Raw genomic sequence first — 19,172 nt, 5'->3', positions numbered from 1 at the left:
GCGCAGGCACGGCGCGCGCGGCCCCGGTGTACGCGCCGGGCGGCTCCGGGCGGCGACCTTCGCCGGTTCCCCGACCGCAGGCCCCCGCCCGTCCCTCCCGGGCACCGCCCGGGCCGGGCGTCCCGGCTACGCCGAACGGGCCCCCGACCGGAGCGCACGGGCCCGCCAGGAACCACCGGAATGGCGGAGCCGGGCCTACGGCTCACGGCGTAGCCGGACCGGCGGCCCCCGGCCTAGGCGGGCCGTTGCAGCACCAGCATGCTGCGGCCCGGCAGCGGCAGGCGGTCGCCGGCCTGGGCCTTGATGCCGCCGCCGTCGGCCACCGCCTCCGGATGGGCGGTGTCCACCACCGCCTGCCACTGGCGGCCGTGGTCGACCGGCACGGTGAACTCCCGCTCGTCCGCGTGCGCGTTGAACATCAGCAGGAAGGAGTCGTCCGTGATCCGCTCGCCGCGCGGGCCCGGCTCGGTGATCGCGCTGCCGTTGAGGAAGACCGTCAGCGACTTGGCGTGTGCCGCCTGCCAGTCCCGCTGCCGCATCTCCTCGCCCTCCGCGGTGAACCAGGCGATGTCGGACAGCTCGTCGTGGGTGCCCTCCATGGGGCGGCCGTGGAAGAAGCGCCGCCGCCGGAAGACCGGGTGGTCGCGCCGCAGCCACACCATCTGCCGGACGAAGGCGAGGAACTCCTCGTCCTCCTTGCGGACGGCCGTGAGCTCCGGGGCCTCCTCGACTGCCGCACCGGCCTCGTCCGCTTCCGGCCCGGCCTCGTCCGCTGCCGCCGCCTCGCCCCCCGCTCCGGCCTCCTCCACTGCCGTCCCGGCCTCGTCCCCGGCCGCCGCCTCGCCCCCCGCTCCGGCCTCCGTCCCGGAGCCGCCGCCCTCGCCGGTGCCCGGCCAGCGCACCCACGTCAGCTCGTTGTCCTGGCAGTACGCGTTGTTGTTGCCGCGCTGGGTGCGCCCGAACTCGTCACCGTGGCTGAGCATCGGCACGCCCTGCGACAGCATCAGCGTGGCGATGAAGTTGCGCATCTGGCGGGCCCGCAGCTCCTGAACGGCGGGGTCGTCCGTCGGCCCCTCGGCGCCGCAGTTCCAGGACCGGTTGAAGCTCTCGCCGTCCTTGTTGTCCTCGCCGTTGGCCTCGTTGTGCTTGCCGTCGTAGCTGACCAGGTCGCGCAGGGTGAAGCCGTCGTGGCAGGTCACGAAGTTGATGGAGGCGAGCGGTCGCCGGCCGTCGCCCTGGTAGAGGTCGGAGGAGCCGGTCAGCCGGGAGCCGAACTCGGCCAGGGTGCGCGGCTCGCCGCGCCACAGGTCCCGTACGGTGTCGCGGAACTTGCCGTTCCACTCGGTCCACAGCGGCGGGAAGTTCCCCACCTGGTAGCCGCCCTCGCCCACGTCCCAGGGCTCGGCGATCAGCTTGACCTGGCTGACCACCGGGTCCTGCTGCACCAGGTCGAAGAACGACGACAGCCGGTCCACCTCGTGGAACTGCCGGGCCAGCGTCGCCGCCAGGTCGAAGCGGAATCCGTCCACCCGCATCTCCGTCACCCAGTAGCGCAGCGAGTCCATGATGAGCTGGAGGACGTGCGGGCTGCGCATCAGCAGGGAGTTCCCGGTGCCGGTGGTGTCCATGTAGTAGCGGGGGTCTTCGGCCAGCCGGTAGTACGAGGCGTTGTCCAGGCCGCGGAAGGACAGCGTCGGACCGAGGTGGTTGCCCTCCGCCGTGTGGTTGTAGACCACGTCGAGGATGACCTCGATGCCGGCCTCGTGGAGCGCCCGCACCGCGGACTTGAACTCCAGCACCTGCTGCCCGCGGTCGCCCCAGGACGCGTACGCGTTGTGCGGGGCGAAGAAGCCGATGGTGTTGTAGCCCCAGTAGTTCGCCAGCCCGGCGTCGACCAGCCGGTGGTCGTGCACGAACTGGTGCACCGGCATCAGCTCCAGCGCCGTGACCCCCAGCTCGGTCAGGTGCTCGATCACCGCGGGGTGCGCCAGCGCCGCGTAGCTGCCGCGCAGATCGTCCGGCAGGTCCGGGTGGAGCATGGTCAGGCCCTTGACGTGCGCCTCGTAGAGCACCGTCTCGTGGTAGTCGGTGCGCGGCGGGCGGTCGTCGCCCCAGTCGAAGTACGGATTGATCACCACCGACGTCATCGTGTGCGGCGCCGAGTCCAGGTCGTTGCGGCTGTCCGGCTTGCCGAAGTGGTAGCCGTACACCGCCTCGTCCCAGTCGATGGTGCCGCTGACCGCCTTCGCGTACGGGTCCAGCAGCAGTTTGGCGGAGTTGTGCCGGGCACCGCGTTCCGGTTTGTACGGGCCGTGCACCCGGAAGCCGTACCGCTGCCCCGGCATGATGCCGGGGAGGTAGGCGTGCCGTACGAACGCGTCGGTCTCCCGCAGTTCGACGGCGGTCTCCGAGCCGTCGTCGTGCAGCAGTGACAGCTCGATGCGTTCCGCCGTCTCGGAGTACACCGCGAAGTTGGTGCCCGCACCGTCGTACGTGGCACCCAGGGGATACATCTGTCCCGGCCAGACCTGCATGCGTCGACTCTTCCACTTCCTCGATGGGCGTCGCGACGCCTGGAGGCATCACGTCGGTCGTGCGTCGCCGTGTTCGATTGCTGCGTACGGTGCTGCGTTCGTCCCGTGTTTCAACCTGCCCAATTCGGCTGGTTTTTCGCGCGATCTGCGCCGAAAGGCGGGCAACCCGCGGTGAAGTCGGATCGTCGTACAGGACGACCGATGTGTGCCGAGCACCATGAGGCAGCAGGGGGGAACTGTGCGCAACATGATGCACCGCCACCTGGGCAAGGTGGTGGCGGGCGCGGCCGTGGCGCTGGCGGGTACCGCCGCGCTGGCCGCGGTGACCCTGCCCGGGGACGCGGGGGCGGCCGGCGGGGGGAGCCGGGCCGCCGCGGCGGCGGACCCCGGACCGCAGACGGGCCAGGTGCGGCCGGGGGCCGTGGAGCGCGCCCCCGCCGAGGGGCGCCGGGGCGTCGGCCGGGACCCGCTCACGGACGACGAGATCGCGCGGGCGCAGGCCCTGGCGGTGCCCCCGACGTTCCGCGGCGCGACCGAGGACGTCCGGGGCAGACCGGGGCCGGAGCGGCTGACCACCGACCTGGCCGAACTGGGCCCGGACGAGTCCGGCCGCGCCGATCCGCCGCGCCGGGCGAACGTGTCGTTCTACGACTACCGGTCCGACGCGTACATCACCAAGACCGTCGACCTCACCACGGGGAAGGTGGAGAAGACCGACAGCCGGCACGGTGTGCAGCCGCCGCCCGACCGGGCGGAGAGCGAGGCGGCGGCCGGCCTGCTGATCGCCGCGCCCGAGGGGGAGGGCCTGCGCAAGGACTACGAACACGCCACCGGAAAGGCCCTCACCGGCCCCGGCCAGCTGGCCGTGACCGGCTTCGTCTACCGCGGAGCGGCGGAAGGACCGGCTCCGGAGAAGCTGCGCGCCTGCGGGCAGCACCGCTGCGTGCGGCTCTTCACGAAGGTGCGCAACGGCCAGTGGATCGACACCCGGCGCTACGTGATCGACCTGAGCGCGCGCACGGTCGGCCGGCTGGACTGAGCCGCCCGGGAGCGCCCGGGCACGGTCACCGAGCACGGCACGGCCACCGCGCCCGCTCTGGGCCGGACGCCGTCCGGCGGGGACCGTGCGGCACCTCGCACCCGCGTACCCGGAAGCCTCCGCGGCTTCCGTCTCATCGTCGTACAGGAGCGTTTCCATGCACGAAAGATCCTTCCGCCGTGCCCGCGTCCACCACGGACCCGTCCGGGTCCCTGTCCGTCCTCCCGTCCCCGCCCGCCGGGCCCGCGCCCGGAGTGCCGCGCTGCTCGCCGCGCCGCTGCTGCTCGGCACGGCGGCACTGGCGGCCGGGCCGGCCGCCGCCCAGGCCGCGCCGGCGGCCCCCGCCCCCACCGCCGCAGGGTGCAGTACCCCGTACAGCATCACGCAGACCCTCGAAGGCGGCACCACTTGGCGCATGTGCTGGCACTACGAGGCCAACGCCGGGCTGGTCCTGGACAACGTCTCGTACCAGCCCAAGGGCGAGCCCCGGCCGATCCAGGTGCTGACCACCGCGAAGCTGGCCCAGATCCACGTGCCGTACGACGACGGCGGCAACGAGTACGACGACCTCACCGGGCAGAGCTTCGCCCAGGGCCTGCAGACGCTGGACCCCGGGGAGTGCCCCGGCGGCACCATCAAGGCGGTCAAGGTGCCGGGAGCGTGGGACCCGCAGCACCCGTACGTCAACGGTCTGTGCGTCACCACCCGCGCCCGCGGCCACGCCTACCGCCTGGGCCGCTACCCCGGGGAGACGACCAGGATCCAGCAGGTCCAGGGCAAGGACCTGCTCGTCTACACGGTCAACAAGACCGGCTGGTACGAATACATCGTCGAGTGGCGCTTCTCCGCGGACGGCACGATGAACATGCAGGTCGGCGCCACCGGCACGCTCTCACCCGCCGACTACGACGCGGGCGACGGCCGCGGCTGGCCGATCGGCAAGGGCGCCAAGGACTACGCCACCAGCCACAGCCACAACGTCTTCTGGCGCCTGAACTTCGGCCTGGACGGCTCGTCGGCCAACCGCGTCGAGCAGTTCGACTCGACGACCACCCCGGGCGGCGCCGGGCAGGCGCCCAGGACGAAGACGGTCCGCACACCGGTGGCCAAGGAACTGGCGGGCGACGCCGGGCCGACACGCTGGTGGCGGGTGGTCAGCAACGTCGGCAAGAACAAGGACGGCCACCCCCGGTCGTACGAGATCGTCCCCGGCCGCTCCAGCAAGTACACCGGGCGCGCCTTCACCAGACACGACGTGTACTTCACCGAGTACAACAAATGCGAGCAGTTCGCCAGCAACAACCTGGCGAACTGCGGAACCGGCGCGGGCGACAGCGTCGACCGGTGGGTCAACGGCCAGCCGCTGCGCCACCCCATCGCGTGGGTCAACATCGGCTACCACCACATCGCCCGGGACGAGGACCAGGAGCCCATGCCCGTCCACTGGCAGGGCTTCCAGCTCGCCCCGCGCGACGTGACCGCTATGAATCCGCTCACTCCGCCCGAGCTTTCCGGACACAACGGTCACGTCGAATAAGGGGAGTTGGCGCGGGACTCGATCCATCCTGCTGCACCGCCTCCCGGACCCGCAGTAGTCTGCCTTGATCGTTGGCACGGGGGTTCGGAAGGCGGTGCGCAGGTGAGCTCGGGCGGGCTGGAGTTGCCCCCTGGTGACGACGGCCATGACGGCCAGGACGGTCATGAGGGACACGACGGCGGCTCCGTCGACGCCCCGCCCGGGACGGTGTCCCTGGCCCGGCCGATGGAGATCGGCGCGGAGCTGGACTGGGGCGCCGAGGCCTGGAGCGAGGTGCGCACGCGCGCCCGGCGGGCCGGGCGCGCCTACATCTGGCTGAACCTCGTCGAACAGCGGCTGCGGGCCGTCGTGGCCGCGGTGCTGTGCCCCGTCTACGAGCCGGTGCACGGCGACGAGTGGGTTATCGCCGCCGCCGGGCCCACCGGCCAGGAGTGGGTCCAGCGCGCGGTGGCGGTCCGCGAGGTCAGCCGCCGCAAGGGCTACCTGCTCGACCCCGCCGACGACAACATCCTCAGCTTCCTGACGCTCCCGCAGCTGCGCGAGCTGATGGTGCAGCACTGGCCCTGCTTCGAACCGTACTTCGACGACCGGCGGGAGGTGGAGCTGGCCCTGGACGAGCTGGAGGTGGCCCGCAACATCGTCTCCCGCAACCGCTCCCTGACCCCTACCGTCCTCGCCCAGGCGGAGAGGGCCTCCGCCCGGCTGCTGGACATACTCGGCTCCGGCATCGGCACCCGCACCGCCGGACGGCTGCCCATCGACGCGGTGGAGGACCTGGTCGGCGACCGGTACGCGGACGTCGTCGGCGTCCACACCGACCGGGTCCGCCTCCAGCGGCAGCTGCCCGCCGAGGACCTCTTCGGCGGCGCCCGCCGCCTGGACGCCATCGGCATCGGCCTCAACCTCCTCGTGCAGAACTACTCCGGCCGCCGCATGGTCCGCCTCGCCGAGTCCGGCTGCCGCGTCCGCCTGCTCTTCCTCAACCCCGCCAGCAGCGCGGTCCGCCGCCGCGAGCGGGAACTGGGCCTGAAGAAGGGCGAGATGAGCCGCTCCATCGAGATGAACATCCTGCACATGCGGCGGGTACGGGCCCGGCTGCGCGACCCCGGCGCCTTCGAGATCCAGGTCTTCGACGAGACCCCCCGCTTCACGGCCTACCTGGTCGACGGCGACGGCCCGGACGGCGTGGCCGTCGTCCAGTCGTACCTGCGCCGCAGCCGCGGCATGGAGTCACCGGTCCTGGTCCTGCGCGGCGGCGGCCGCGAGGTGCTCCGCCAGGGCGCGGACCGGGAGGACGACCACGGTCTTTTCGAGACATACCGGGAGGAGTTCGAGAACGTCTGGGCGGACAGCCGGCCGGTGTCGTGAGGGGGCGGGCCTCAGGCCGTGTTTCCGGTGGTGTTCTGTACGGGCGTTCCCTGCTCGGGGCGGTGGAACAGCGGCTCGCGGGCGGCCAGGGCTTGGAGGACGGGCAGGAGGCGTGCTTCCGTTGCGGGAGGGGTTCCGGTGCCGTCCATGGCACAGGCACAGCAGACGTGCGCGGCAGCTGCGGCGGGCACCCCGCCGCCACCGCCGCGCAGGTGCCGGCCGGTGCGGGCGGGGTGGCCGGGTACCGTTGCGGCATGCGATTCGGCGTGCTCGGGCCGGTGGAAGTGTGGGCGGCGGACGGACGGCCCGTACGGGTACCCGAACGGAAGGTGCGGGCCCTGCTGGCCGCGCTGCTCGCCCACCAGGGGCGGCCCGTCGGCACCGCCCGGCTCATCGACGCCCTGTGGGACGAGCGGCTGCCGACCAACCCCGCCGGCGCGCTCCAGGCCAAGGTGTCGCAGCTGCGCCGTGCCCTGGAGACGGCCGGGCCGGGCGGCCGCGCGCTGGTCGCCGCGCGCCCGCCCGGCTACCAGCTGGACGTCGCCGCCGACGCGGTGGACGCCGGCCGGTTCGCCGCGCTCACGGCCCGCGCGTACGGAAGTCCGGACCCGGGAGAGCGCGCCGCGCTGCTCACCGAGGCGCTGGGCCTGTGGCGCGGCCCGGCCTTCGCCGGTTGCGGGGACGCGCCCTTCGTACGGGCCGCGGCCGGCCGCCTTGAGGAGCAGCGGCTGACGGCGCTGGAGGAACAGGCCGCGGCCCGGCTGGAGCTGGGTGAGCACGGCCCGCTGGCCGGCGAACTGGCCGAGCTGGTGGCCCGGCACCCGCTGCGCGAACGATTGTGCGCGCTGCACCTGCGCGCCCTGTACGGCACGGGACGGCAGGGCGAGGCACTGGCCGCGTACGCCGCCCTGCGCGAGCGGCTGGCCGAGGAGCTGGGTGTCGATCCGGGGCCCGAGCTGACGGCTCTCCACCAGGCGATGCTGGAACAGGACCCCGGGCTGGCGGGTGGGAGCCGAGGTGAACAGGAAGCGGAACGCCGCCCTCCGGCCCGTACCGCCACCGGTGCTCGCCCCGCCGCTTCTCCCCGCACCAACCTCCCCACCGCCCTCACCGGACTCGTCGGGCGGGACGCCGCGGTGCGTGACGTCCGAGCGCTCCTGGAGGCGGGCCGGCTGGTGACGCTGACCGGGCCGGGCGGGGTGGGCAAGACGCGGCTGGCGCTGGAGGCCGCGCAGCGGCTCGCGGACGACCCCGCCGGTTTCCCGGACGGCGTCCTGCTGGTGGAACTGGCGGCGCTGGGACGGCCGGGCGGCGCGGAGGGCGGCCGTACGGCGGCGCGCACGGCCGCCGAACTGGCCGAAGCGGTGCTCGCGGTGCTGGGCGTACGCGAGGGCGCGGCCTCCGGCCCGGCCGTCGAGCGCCTGGCGGGCGCGGTGCGCGACAAACGGCTGCTCCTGCTGCTCGACAACTGCGAACACGTCGTCGACGCGGTCGCCGAGGTCACTGCGAAGCTGCTGGCAGCCGCTCCCGGCCTGCGGGTGCTGGCGACCAGCCAGGAACTGCTCGGGCTGGCCGGTGAGCGGGTCCGGCCGGTGCCGCCGCTGGACCAGGCCGACGCCGTCGCCCTTTTCGCGGCGCGCGCGGCAGCCACCGCCCCCGGCTTCACGCTGGACGCGCGGGACGCGCCGGGCCGGAGCAACGCGGCGGCGGTCGCGGACATCTGCCGCCGCCTCGACGGCATCCCGCTCGCGCTGGAACTGGCCGCGACCCGCGTACGGGCCCTCGGCGTACGGGAGCTGAGCGCGCGGCTGGACGACCGGTTCCGGCTGCTGAGCGCGGGCCGCCGCGGCGCGCCGCCGCGCCAGCAGACCTTGCGCGCGATGATCGACTGGAGCTGGGAGCTGCTGACCGAGGACGAACGGGCCGTGCTGCGGCGGCTCGCCGTCCACGCCGACGGCTGCACGCTCCGCGCGGCCGAGGAGGTGTGCGCGGGCGGCGGCGTACGGTCCGGGGAAGTGGCGGCCCTGCTGGCGCGGCTGGTGGACCGCTCCCTGGTGGTGGTTGCGGAGAGCCCGTACGGCCCGCGCTACCGTCTGCTGGAGTCGGTTGCCGCGTACTGCCTGGAACAGCTCCGCGAGGCGGGCGAGTGGGAGGCGGTGCGGCGGCGCCACAGCGTCCACCACACCTCGCTGGCCGAACGCGCGGAACCCTTCCTGTACGGGGAAGGGCAGCGCGAATGGCTGGCGCGGCTCGACGCGGAGACCGCCAACCTGCGCATGGCCCTGGACAGCGCGGTCCAGGAGGGCGCGGCGGAGCGCGCGCTGCGCTTGGTCAACGCCCTGTGCTGGTACTGGTTCCTGCGCGGCCGTCTCGGCGAGGCGGGGCGCGCGCTGGCGATGGCACTGGACGCGGCGGCATCCTCCTCCGTGCCCGACGGGCTGCGGCTGCGGGCCATGGTCTGGCAGGTCGGTATGGCTTCGCTGGCAGGCAGCGACACCGATCCGGTGGCGCGGGCCGACGCCGTACTGAAACAGTACGGCGACGAGCCGGATCACGGGGCGGAGAGCAGGGCGGGCGACGGGTCGTCCCCAGACCACGCCTGGGCCCTGTGGTTCCTGACCTACGCCCAGGTCGGACTGGGCGACCCGGCAGTGGCCCGCGAACGGCTGTCGCGCGCGCTGGCGGCCTTCCGGACGCTCGGCGACCGCTGGGGCACGGCGGCCGTCCTCAGCAGCCGCGCCCAGGGGCAGTACGCGGCCCCCGGCGCCGCACGCGAGGGGACCGCGGCGCGCCTGCGGGACGCCGAGGAGAGCGCGGCCCTCTTCCGGGAACTGGGCGACCGGTGGGGCCAGTTGCAGGCGGCCGAGGTGCTCGGCACGCTGGCCGAGATCAGCGGCGACTACGAGCGCGCCGCCCGGCTGCACCGGGACGGCCTGCGCGGCGCCGAGGAACTGGGCCTGTGGATCCAGGCGTCGTACAAGCACTCCGGCCTCGGCCGTATCGCCCTGCTGACCGGTGACCTGGAGGCGGCGCGCGCACACCACGAACGGGGGCTGCGGCTGGCCGCCGAGCAGTCGCACCGGCGCGGCGAGATGTTCGCCGAGACCGGCCTGGGCATCGGCGCCCGGCGCGCGGGCCGCCTCGACGACGCCGAACGGCACCACGCGCGCTGGCTGGAGTGGTGCCGCAGCAGGGACGGCGACCCCGGTACGGCCCTGATCCTCGCCGAACTGGGCTTCACCGCCGAACTGCGCGGCGACGCCGAAGCGGCCCGCCGCCGCCACCTCGACGGCTACGAGGCGGCCCGCGCCACCGGCGACCCGCGCGCGGTGGCCCTCGCCCTGGAAGGCCTGGCCGGCGCCCGGTCCCTCGCCGGCCACTGCGCCCACGCCGCCCGCCTCCTCGGCCACGCCACCGCCACCCGCGCGGCGGTGGGCACCCCCCTGCCACCCGCCGAACGCTGGGACGTGGACCGCATCACGGCCCGCACCCGCGAGGGCCTGGGCAGCGACACCGCCTTCACCACGGCCTTCGAAGAGGGCACCACGATGTCGGCCGAGGAACTGGTGCGGGAGGCGGGCGGGGGTGCGTGAGATGCCGTGCCCGGGCGGCTCGGTGCATCCGGTCGTACGGGTGGGGCGCGCGGTGGGCCGCCCGCCCGGCTCGTACGGCAACTCCGCGACCTGACGGCGGGAACGGCCGAAGGGCGGGCGGGGCGGGGCGTTGTCAGTGTCGCGTGGGAGAGTAGGGGAACACGGGGGAAGCAACACCGAAGGAGGCCGTCATGGGCTGGCATCAAGGGCTGCTCGTCAGCTTCGACTTGGAGACCACCGGCACGGACGTCGAGCAGGACCGCATCGTCACCGCCGCGCTCATCAGGGTGGAGGCGGACGGCCGGGAGGCCCTGCGGGAGACCTGGCTGCTCGACCCCGGCGTACCGGTGCCCGAGGAGGCCACGGCCATACACGGCCTGACGACCGCTCACGTCCGGGCCCACGGCCGGGCCGCGGCGGACGGCATAGAGGAGATCACCCGGTCCCTCGCCGGCGCGCTGGAGGCGGGCATACCGCTGGTGGTCATGAACGCGCGGTACGACCTCTCGCTGCTGGACCGCGAGTGCCGCCGCCACGGCCTGCGGACGCTCGCCGAGCGGCTCGGTCGCCGGCCCGCCCCGGTCATCGACCCCTTGGTGCTGGACAAGCACGTCGACCGCTACCGCAAGGGCAAGCGGACGCTCCAGGCCCTCTGCGCGCATTACGGCGTCCCGCTGGAGGCCGCGCACGAAGCGGGTGCGGACGCGGTGGCCGCGGCCGGTGTGGCGCGGCGGATCGGTGAGCGGCACCCGGCGGTGGCCGGGACGGCGCCGGCGGCGCTGCACGCCCTCCAGGAGAAGGCGGCAGCCGAGCAGGCCGCTTCGTTCCAGCGGTATCTGCGCCGCTCCGGTGACCCGGCGGCGATAGTCGAGGCGGCCTGGCCGCTGATCCCGTACCAGCAGTCGCGCGACCGCGCCGAGGGACGACCGACGCAGGCGTCGCCCACGCGCGGCGGTGTGTGAGGAAGGGACCCTGGAACGCGGCAGTCAGGAGGGTCCCGCCCCATCACGAGGAGGAACCCGGCCGCCGGAGCGTCAGAAGGGATACCACCGCACGGTCGTGTCGCCCTCGCGGAGGGACGCGATACGGCGGCGGAATTCTTCGAGGGCGGCGGGATTGCCGGGTGCGTGCTGGGAGACCCAGGCGCAGCTGGCCGTCTCCCGGGACCCGCGCAGCACCGCACAGCCCTCCCAGTCGCGCACGTCCCAGCCGTAGACCCGCACGAACGTGTCGTACGCCGCGGCGGGCAGGCCGTAGCGGTCGCGGCTGAGGGCCATCACGACGAGATCGTGTTCCCGCAGATCGGAGGAGAAGGTTTCGAGGTCGACGAGCACCGGGCCGTCGGGGCCCACATGGACGTTGCGGGTCAGCGCGTCACCGTGGACGGGACCGCGCGGCAGATGCGGTTCCAGCGCGGTGGCGGCAGCGGCGAACGCGTCGCGGCGGCCCCGCAGATAATCGGCGTCCCGCGCCGAGACCGCGTCGCCGGCCAGCCGCAGCCAGCGTTCCACACCGCCCAGCAGATCACGCCGGGGGAGGGTGAACGGCGGCTCGGGCAGCGCGTGCACCAGGCGCAGCAGGGCGGCCAGGTCGGCCGGTTCGGCGGGGCGTACGGGTTCCGGCAGCCGCTCCCAGAAGGTGACCGGGTGACCGTTCACCAGCCGGGCCGTCGGCTCGGCCGCGCGCACGGCGGGCACGCCCTGTTCCGCCAGCCATACGGCGACGCGCAGCTCCCGCTCGGCGCGTTCCAGGAGTTCGGCGCTGCGTCCGACCCGTACGACCGGACCGCCGTCACCCAGGGCGAAGACCGCGTTCTCGCCGAGGGACAGCAGCCGGGCGCCGGCGGCGGCGTCGGGCCGTCCGGCCGCGGCCAGGATGCCCCGGGCGTGCGCCTCCGTGAACGGGGTGGTGCTCGGTGCGGTCATGCGGGCGGCCTCCTGCGGTGCGTGATCGGCACCAGTGTCGCAGGTCCCGGCCCCCGGCAGCCGGGTGGTGCCCGGTGCTTGACTGCGGCGGGTGCCGTCATGACGATGACGGCGGTCACCTGCCCCGTTCCGCCCGGGCGGGCTGGTCCGTTCGTGGTGGTCGGTGGCGTCCTGGGCGGAATCGTTCGCGGTCGGCGGTGCCGTCCGGGTGAGCAGACGGGGGAGTCGCGTTGGGGCCAGCAGGTCCGGAGAGGGCGGGGGTTACGGAGGGCTCGGAGGAGCTCGGACGGTGGCGAGGGCGTACGGGAGCAAAGGGGGTGAAAGGGGCGGTGGCCGCCCGCGGCCCGGCCCACGGCTCCGCCCACCTGTCCGCGCGCGGTACCTGGTTCCTGGTGGCGCCCGCGCTGATCCCGATCCTGGTGCTGAGCGTGGGCCCGCTGCTGTACGGGATCGCGCTGGCGTTCACCGACGCGCAGTCCGGGCGTACGGAGGCCACCCGGTGGGTCGGCCTGCTGAACTTCTCGGACCTGCTCCAGGACACCCTGTTCTGGGACTCGTTCCGGATCGGCCTGGTGTGGGCGGTGGGCGTCACGGTCCCGCAGTTCCTCCTCGCCCTCGGGCTGGCGCTGCTGCTCGGCCAGGACCTGCGCCTGCGCTGGCTGGCCCGTGCCCTGGCGATCGTCCCCTGGGCGATGCCCGAGGTGGTGGTGGGCATCATGTGGCGGCTGGTCTACCACCCGGACGCGGGCGTCCTGAACGAGACGCTGCGCAGCCTCGGGCTCGGACCGGACGAGGGGGTGGACTGGCTGAGCGGTACGGCCACCGCGCTCCTCGCCGTGGTCGTCGTCGGTGTCTGGGCGGGCATGCCGCAGACCACCGTCACGCTCCTCGCCGGACTCCAGAACGTGCCGCGCGAACTGCACGAGGCCGCCGCCATGGACGGTGCCGGGGCCTGGCGCCGCTTCCGTACGGTCACCTGGCCCGCGATCAAGCCGGTGGCCCTGGCCATCTCATCACTCAATTTCATCTGGAACTTCAACTCCTTCGCGCTGGTCTTCGTGCTGACCGACGGCGGCCCCGGCGGCCGCACCCGGCTGCCGATGCTGTTCGCGTACGAGGAGGCGTTCCGGTACGGACAGTTCGGTTACGCCGCCGCGATGGGGCTGGCCATGGTCGCGGTCATCGCCGTCCTGCTGGCCGTCTATCTCTCACGACGGCTGAGGGGAGAGGGGGAGGACCGATGACCCAGGATGTCCCGCCCCGCGAGTCCTCGTGGCCCGGACGCCGCCGGGTCACCCGCCGTACCGCCGGCCGGGCCGGGCAGTATCTGGCCCTGCTCTGCTATCTGGTCTTCCTCGCCTTCCCCTTCCTCTGGCTGGTCTCCACCGCCTTCAAACCGCCGCGCGAACTGGGCACCCTGCACCCCACCTGGATCCCGCGGGCGCCGACGCTGGACAACTTCCGTACGGCCTTCGACGAGCAGCCGCTGCTCCGGGCCGCCGCCAACAGCCTGCTGGCCGCCGCCGTCTCGGCGCTGGTCGCGATCGTCCTGGCGACCCCGATGGCCTATGTCCTCGCGCGCCTGCGCACCCGCTTCGCGCGGGCGGCGACCGGGTGGGTCGTGGTCAGCCAGGCGTTCCCGCTGGTCCTGCTGATCATCCCGCTCTTCCTGGTCCTGAAGGCCCTCCACCTCGTCGACGCCCGGGCCGGGCTGGTCCTGGTGTACGTCGTGTGGTCGCTGCCGTTCGCGCTGTGGATGCTGACCGGCTACGTACGGGCCGTACCGCCGGAGCTGGAGGAGGCCGCGGCGGTGGACGGCGCGGGCCGGCTGCGCACCCTCGTCTCGGTCACCGGGCCGCTGCTGGCGCCCGGGATCGTCGCCACGGGCCTGTTCGCGTTCATCACCGCGTGGAACGAGTTCTTCTTCGCGCTCGTCCTGCTCAAGTCGCCGGAGAAGCAGACGATGCCGGTCGTGCTGACCCACTTCCTCGGGGCCGAGGGCGTCGCCGACCTCGGCCCGCTCGCCGCGGCGGCCCTGCTCGCCACGCTGCCCAGCCTGCTGCTGTTCGCCGTCATCCAGCGCCGGATCACCGGCGGCATGCTGGCCGGGGCGGTGAAGAACTGATGCGCGTGCCCCGCGACGGCGGCCCCCGCCGCCGTGCCCTCCTCGCCGCCGCGGCGGCCCTGCCCGCCGCCGCCCTGCTGCCCGGCTGTTCGGGCGGCGGCGGGCGGCGTGGCAAGGACGGCCGGAGCGTGCTCCGCTTCCAGTCGCTGGCCTGGCAGAAGGAGTCCGTGGACGCCAACAGGCAGCTGGTCGCGGAGTGGAACCGCCTGCACCCGGACATTCCCGTCCAGTACGTGCAGGGAGCCTGGCCGACCGTCCACGACCAGCTGCTGACCTCCTTCGAGGGCGGCGAGGCGCCGGACATCATCCACGACGCGTCCGACGACCTCGCGGACTTCGCCTACGGCGGCTACCTCGCCGACCTGACCGGCCTCCTTCCCCGGCGCCTGAAGGACGACATCCCGGCGCGCAGCTGGGAGTCGGGGACGTTCGGCGGCCGGGTGTACGGCGTCCCCTTCCTCCAGGAGCCGCGCGTCCTGATCGCCGACGGCGTGAAGCTGCGGCGCTCCGGGGTGCGCGTGCCGACCGCCGGGGAGCCCTGGACGTGGGAGGAGTTCGGGGCGGTGGCGAAGGAGCTGTCGGGCGGCGGCGGGTACGGCGTGGCCTGGCCGCTGAAGGAACCGGTCTCCGTCACGCTCAACCTCGCCCTGTCCACCGGCGGCCGGATCTTCCGGCGCCGCCCGGACGGCCGGGCCGAGGTGCGGTTCGACGCCGCCGGCCAGGTGGTGCCGCGCACCATCCACGACCAGGTCAACGTCGTGTGCAGCGCGGCCCGTACGACCCTGGGCATGGGCGGCGCCGACACGCTGCCCGGCTTCTTCGCCGGCCGGTACGCGATCCTGCCGCTCGGCTTCTCCTACCGGCAGCAGATCGCGCAGCAGGCGCCGAAGGACTTCGAGTGGACGGTGCTGCCCGCGCCCCGGGGGGCCGCCGGCGCGGTCCAGGGCGTCAGCCCGCAGACCCTGTCGATCTCGGCGGACTGTCCCCGCAAGGAGGAGGCGATGGCGTTCGTCGACTTCCTGCTGAGGCCGCCCAACATGGTCCGGCTCGCCCTGGGGGACTGGATGCTGCCGACCGGCCGGGAAGCGCTGAAGGCGCCGGAGCTGCGCGAGGACCGGTACGGCTGGGCGACGGGCACGGCCCTCGCGGACACGCTGCGGGCCGCCCCCGCGCAGTCGGTGCGCGGCTACCCGGAGTGGAAGGACAAGATCGCGACGCCGGGGTTCCAGGAGTACTACAGCGGTGCGATCGGCCTGGACGAGCTGCGCCGACGCCTCGTCCACGACGGGAACCTGGTGCTGGCCCGGTATCAGCGCTGACGGCCGCGCACCGGGCCCGGCGGCGGCCCGTACGCATACCGGCGGCCCCGGGGGCGCGCAGGCGGCCCGCACAGGTGCCGCCGCTCCGTCCCGTACCGATACCGGCATCCCCGTACCGATACCGCCACCCCCGTGCCGATACCCCCACCTCCGTATCGATACCGCCACCCCGTACAGGACCGGCATCCCCGTACCCGGACCGCCATCCCCGTACAGGACCGGCATCCCCGTACCGATACCGCCACTCCCGTACCGGACCGGCGCCGCCACTCCGGTCCGCCCCGGCACCCTTTGCAACGATTGCGCGAGACGCACCGTCTCGCTTACGGTTCCGGACATGAGTCCTTTACCGACCGCCCGCACCCACCGGCCCGCCCACATCGCGATGTTCAGCATCGCCGCCCACGGGCACGTCAACCCCAGCCTGGAGGTCATCCGGGAACTCGTCGCCCGGGGGCACCGCGTCACCTACGCCATCCCCCCGTCCTTCGCCGAGACCGTCGCCGCGACCGGAGCCGAGCCGAAGTTCTGGAACTCGACGCTGCCCACCGACGAGGACCCGGCGCAGTGGGGCGCCGAACTGCTCAACGCCATGAACATGTTCCTCGACGACGCCATCCAGGCCCTGCCGCAGCTCGCCGCGGCCTACGAGGGCGACGAGCCGGATCTCGTCCTCCACGACACCACCGCCTATCCCGCGCAGGTCCTCGCCCACCGCTGGGGCGTGCCCGCCGTGCAGCTCGCCCCGCACATGCTCGTCTGGGAGGGCTTCGAGGCCGAGATGGGCGAGCGGATGGGCGTCGATCGCGGCACCGAGCGCGGCCGCGCGTACTACGAGCGCTTCCGCGGCTGGCTCGACGAGCAGGGCATGTCCGAGGTCACCGACCCGGAACGGATCGCGACCCGGCCCGCCCGCGGCCTCGCCCTGATCCCGCGCGCCATGCAGCCGCACGCCGACCGCGTCGATCACACCCGGTTCACCTTCGTCGGCGCCTGCCAGGGCGACCGCGGCCACCAGGGCGACTGGCGGCGGCCGGCGGGCCTCGCCGCGGACGCGAAGGTGCTCCTCGTCTCGCTCGGCTCCTCCTTCACCAAGGAGCCCGGTTTCTATCGGGAGTGCATCGAGGCGTTCGGCGGCCTGCCGGGCTGGCATGTGGTGCTCCAGGTCGGCAAGCACGTCGAGATGTCCGAACTCGGCGTGATCCCGGACAACTTCGAGGTCCACCGCTGGGTGCCGCAGCTCGCCGTGCTGCGGCAGGCCGACGCGTTCGTCACCCACGCGGGGATGGGCGGCAGCCAGGAGGGGCTGGCCAACGGGGTGCCGATGGTGTGCGTGCCGCAGGCCGTCGACCAGTTCATGAACGCGGACATCCTCCAGGGGCTCGGGGTGGCCCGGCACGTCCCGAAGGAGGAGGCCACCGCGCAGGTCCTGCGTGAGGCGGTGCTGAGCCTGGTGAACGATCCGCGGGTGGCGGCCGCTTCGCAACGGCTTCGGCGGGAAGTGGCGGCGGAGGGCGGTGCGAAGCGCGCGGCGGACCTCATCGAGGCCGAGCTGCCTCAGAGGTGAAGTGGGTGTTCTGTAACGGAATATCGGCGCATTCCCAATAAGTAGGACGCGTGGTGCACGGCGTCCGTAGCGTGGCGTGCCGGAGGAAATGCGGTGCGTCAATGATGGATTGGGCCGGGGGTGGCGCAAAGTGAGTGGCGTCACTCCCGGACGGGGGTGCGCCGATGATTGAGGCGCGCCTGGGCGGGGGATTGTTGACCCGTAAAGAAAGCCGCGCCGCCCCCTTGCCCGCCGCTGCGCCGCAACGCCGGGCGGGGCTCCCGGCATTCGGCCGGACGGCCTCCGTACCGCAGGTAACTGGATGGCTCGCACCGCCCCTGACCTGCGCCATGTTGCCGGAATGTAAACGGAGTTGACCCACCGTCCGGTGGTGCGGGGGAGCATTTGACCCCTTCTGCGGTCCTTTGCAATTACGCAACGTTGTTGTCTATCTCACAACGCCCGGTCGGCCTTGAATTGGTCGCGTCAATCCGACAGGGTTTCGAGCCAGCCCGGCGGAGATCTTGTTCTCCGTCCGGGCTGTTGCGCAACGTTTTCCCCCCACATCCCGAACGAGGAGAACCCTCGAATGGCTCACGCTCACAAGCGTTCCAGCAAGAAGCGGCTCGTCACCGCGATATCCGCGGTGGTCGCGGCCGGCGGCATCGCCACCGTCACCGCGGTCACCGCGGGCGCGTCGCCCGCCGAGGGCACGGTGTACGGCGCCGAGGCCAAGGGCGCCGTCAGCGGCAGCTACATCGTCATGCTCAAGAACTCGGTCCGCGGCGCCGCGGTGCAGGCCGAGCAGAACAAGGACCTGGCCGACAAGTACGGCGGCGAGGTCAAGCGGACCTACTCCGCCGCGCTGAACGGCTTCTCCGCCACCGGCCTCAGCGCCGAGGAGGCCCGCCGGCTGGCCGCCGACCCGGCCGTCGACAAGGTCGTGCAGAACAAGAAGTTCCACGTCAACGCCGTCCAGGACAACCCGCCGTCGTGGGGCCTGGACCGCATCGACCAGGCGGACACCCAGGGCGACAAGAAGTACAGCTACCCCGACAGCGCGGGCGAGGGCGTCACCGCGTACGTCATCGACACCGGTGTGCGCACCTCGCACCAGGACTTCGAGGGCCGCGCGTCCTCCGGCTTCGACGCGGTGGACGGCGACAACGACGCCACCGACGGCAACGGCCACGGCACCCACGTCGCGGGCACCATCGCCGGCAAGGCGCACGGCGTCGCCAAGAAGGCCAAGATCGTGGCCGTGCGCGTGCTGGACGACCAGGGCTCCGGCTCCACCGAGCAGGTCGTCGCCGGCATCGACTGGGTCACCAAGAACCACAAGGGCCCGTCGGTCGCCAACATGTCGCTGGGCGGCGGCGCCGACGAGGCGCTGGACGCGGCGGTGCAGAAGGCGGTCGCCTCCGGCGTCACCTTCGCCGTGGCGGCGGGCAACGAGTCCACCGACGCGGGCCAGGGCTCCCCGGCGCGGGTCGAGGAGGCCATCACGGTCGCCTCCAGCACCAACACCGACGAGCAGTCCGACTTCTCCAACTATGGCAGCGCCGTGGACCTCTACGCGCCGGGTTCGGACATCACCTCGGACTGGAACGACAGCGACCAGGGCACCAAGACCATCTCCGGTACGTCCATGGCCACCCCGCACGTCGCGGGCGCCGCCGCGGTCTACCTGAGCGCCCACAAGGACGCCAAGCCGGACGCGGTCGCCAAGGCGCTGACCGACGGCGCCACGGCCGACAAGATCAAGAACCCGAGCCAGGGCACGCCCAACAAGCTGCTGAAGGTCGGCGAGAAGTAACCTCCCCGTCCGTTCGGCTCCGGCCGCCGGCCGTCGCGCTCGCCCCCACGGGGCGCGACGGCCGGCGTCGTGCTGTCCACGGCCGCGGCACCCGGGAGCACGGGAGGGCCGCCCGCGGCGCCGAAGCGGCCGAAGCCCGCCTCAGCCGGGGCATCCGGGAGCACGGGAGGGCCGCCCGCGGCGCCGAAGCGGCCGAAGCCCGCCTCAGCCGGGGCATCCGGGAGCACGGGAGGGCCGCCCGCGGCGCCGAAGCGGCCGAAGCCCGCCTCAGCCGGGGCATCCGGGAGCACGGGAGGGCCGCCCGCGGCGCCGAAGCGGCCGAAGCCCGCCTCAGCCGGGGCATCCGGGAGCACGGGAGGGCCGCCCGCGG

General features: G+C 73.4%; 13 protein-coding genes. 10 read left to right on the top strand and 3 right to left on the bottom strand.

Annotated elements, in window-relative coordinates:
• Positions 1-233 precede the first annotated feature (233 nt).
• A complete protein-coding gene (gene glgX / locus CP973_RS28855) occupies positions 234-2,534 on the bottom strand; it encodes a glycogen debranching protein GlgX (RefSeq protein ID WP_150246830.1) in 2,301 nt (766 codons plus the stop codon).
• 238 nt (positions 2,535-2,772) lie between these two features.
• On the opposite strand from glgX, the gene CP973_RS28850 reads away from it, so the two are divergent.
• The 3 genes from CP973_RS28850 to CP973_RS28840 all read left to right on the top strand — a co-directional run bounded on the left by CP973_RS28850 (position 2,773) and on the right by CP973_RS28840 (position 6,478).
• Positions 2,773-3,573, top strand: a complete 801-nt coding sequence (locus tag CP973_RS28850; RefSeq protein ID WP_150246829.1) for a Tat pathway signal sequence domain protein — start codon at positions 2,773-2,775, stop codon at positions 3,571-3,573.
• Positions 3,574-3,730: 157 nt separating this feature from the next.
• The gene (locus CP973_RS28845; RefSeq protein WP_244410058.1) at positions 3,731-5,110 is read left to right on the top strand and encodes a copper amine oxidase; all 1,380 of its coding nucleotides are present in this window, start codon (positions 3,731-3,733) and stop codon (positions 5,108-5,110) included.
• Positions 5,111-5,212: 102 nt separating this feature from the next.
• Entirely contained in the window at positions 5,213-6,478 is a 1,266-nt protein-coding gene (locus CP973_RS28840; protein WP_150246828.1) for an SAV2148 family HEPN domain-containing protein, read from the top strand.
• 11 nt (positions 6,479-6,489) lie between these two features.
• Here the strand turns inward: CP973_RS28840 and CP973_RS28835 are convergent, their stop codons facing one another.
• Positions 6,490-6,669 carry a hypothetical protein gene (locus CP973_RS28835; protein ID WP_150246827.1) on the bottom strand — a complete coding sequence of 60 codons (180 nt, stop codon included), beginning with the start codon at positions 6,667-6,669 and terminating at the stop codon, positions 6,490-6,492.
• Between the two features lie 63 nt (positions 6,670-6,732).
• Here CP973_RS28835 and CP973_RS28830 point away from each other — a divergent pair, with 63 nt between their 5' ends.
• Positions 6,733-10,071 (top strand): AfsR/SARP family transcriptional regulator, encoded by a 3,339-nt coding sequence (locus CP973_RS28830; protein ID WP_150246826.1) that lies wholly within the window; start codon positions 6,733-6,735, stop codon positions 10,069-10,071.
• Positions 10,072-10,262: 191 nt separating this feature from the next.
• Complete coding sequence (locus CP973_RS28825; protein ID WP_150246825.1) at positions 10,263-11,033, top strand: 3'-5' exonuclease; 771 nt, start codon at positions 10,263-10,265, stop codon at positions 11,031-11,033.
• Positions 11,034-11,105: 72 nt separating this feature from the next.
• Here CP973_RS28825 and CP973_RS28820 read toward each other — a convergent pair whose 3' ends face one another.
• Positions 11,106-11,996: an aminoglycoside phosphotransferase family protein gene (locus CP973_RS28820; protein ID WP_150246824.1), complete on the bottom strand. Its 891-nt coding sequence runs from the start codon at positions 11,994-11,996 to the stop codon at positions 11,106-11,108.
• A gap of 317 nt (positions 11,997-12,313) precedes the next feature.
• Here CP973_RS28820 and CP973_RS28815 point away from each other — a divergent pair, with 317 nt between their 5' ends.
• From CP973_RS28815 to CP973_RS28795, 5 genes are all read left to right on the top strand, one after another.
• Positions 12,314-13,240: a carbohydrate ABC transporter permease gene (locus CP973_RS28815; RefSeq protein ID WP_425282032.1), complete on the top strand. Its 927-nt coding sequence runs from the start codon at positions 12,314-12,316 to the stop codon at positions 13,238-13,240.
• Entirely contained in the window at positions 13,237-14,121 is an 885-nt protein-coding gene (locus CP973_RS28810) for a carbohydrate ABC transporter permease (RefSeq protein ID WP_150246823.1), read from the top strand. Before CP973_RS28815 ends, CP973_RS28810 begins: the two co-directional genes overlap by 4 nt.
• Positions 14,121-15,440: an ABC transporter substrate-binding protein gene (locus CP973_RS28805; protein ID WP_150246822.1), complete on the top strand. Its 1,320-nt coding sequence runs from the start codon at positions 14,121-14,123 to the stop codon at positions 15,438-15,440. The genes CP973_RS28810 and CP973_RS28805 overlap by 1 nt, the downstream gene beginning before the upstream one ends.
• Positions 15,441-15,777: 337 nt before the next feature.
• On the top strand, positions 15,778-17,007 hold the full coding sequence (locus tag CP973_RS28800) for a macrolide family glycosyltransferase (protein ID WP_244410057.1): 1,230 nt from the start codon (positions 15,778-15,780) through the stop codon (positions 17,005-17,007).
• Between the two features lie 568 nt (positions 17,008-17,575).
• Positions 17,576-18,802, top strand: coding sequence for a S8 family peptidase (locus CP973_RS28795; RefSeq protein WP_150246821.1), 1,227 nt, complete (start codon positions 17,576-17,578; stop codon positions 18,800-18,802).
• Positions 18,803-19,172 lie beyond the last annotated feature (370 nt).

It is taken from the genome of Streptomyces albofaciens JCM 4342 (assembly GCF_008634025.1).
Lineage (GTDB): Bacteria > Actinomycetota > Actinomycetes > Streptomycetales > Streptomycetaceae > Streptomyces > Streptomyces albofaciens.
This window is presented reverse-complemented; position numbering and strand designations above follow the sequence as displayed.

What these genes read in the sequence shown, in the direction of transcription:
- CP973_RS28830 (WP_150246826.1), top strand. Translation starts at nt 6,733, where the DNA reads ATGCGATTCGGCGTGCTCGGGCCGGTGGAAGTGTGGGCGGCGGACGGA.
- CP973_RS28795 (WP_150246821.1), top strand. Translation starts at nt 17,576, where the DNA reads ATGGCTCACGCTCACAAGCGTTCCAGCAAGAAGCGGCTCGTCACCGCG.
- CP973_RS28820 (WP_150246824.1), bottom strand. Translation starts at nt 11,996, where the DNA reads ATGACCGCACCGAGCACCACCCCGTTCACGGAGGCGCACGCCCGGGGC.
- CP973_RS28810 (WP_150246823.1), top strand. Translation starts at nt 13,237, where the DNA reads ATGACCCAGGATGTCCCGCCCCGCGAGTCCTCGTGGCCCGGACGCCGC.
- CP973_RS28825 (WP_150246825.1), top strand. Translation starts at nt 10,263, where the DNA reads ATGGGCTGGCATCAAGGGCTGCTCGTCAGCTTCGACTTGGAGACCACC.
- CP973_RS28800 (WP_244410057.1), top strand. Translation starts at nt 15,778, where the DNA reads ATGAGTCCTTTACCGACCGCCCGCACCCACCGGCCCGCCCACATCGCG.
- CP973_RS28805 (WP_150246822.1), top strand. Translation starts at nt 14,121, where the DNA reads ATGCGCGTGCCCCGCGACGGCGGCCCCCGCCGCCGTGCCCTCCTCGCC.
- CP973_RS28845 (WP_244410058.1), top strand. Translation starts at nt 3,731, where the DNA reads ATGCACGAAAGATCCTTCCGCCGTGCCCGCGTCCACCACGGACCCGTC.
- glgX (WP_150246830.1), bottom strand. Translation starts at nt 2,534, where the DNA reads ATGCAGGTCTGGCCGGGACAGATGTATCCCCTGGGTGCCACGTACGAC.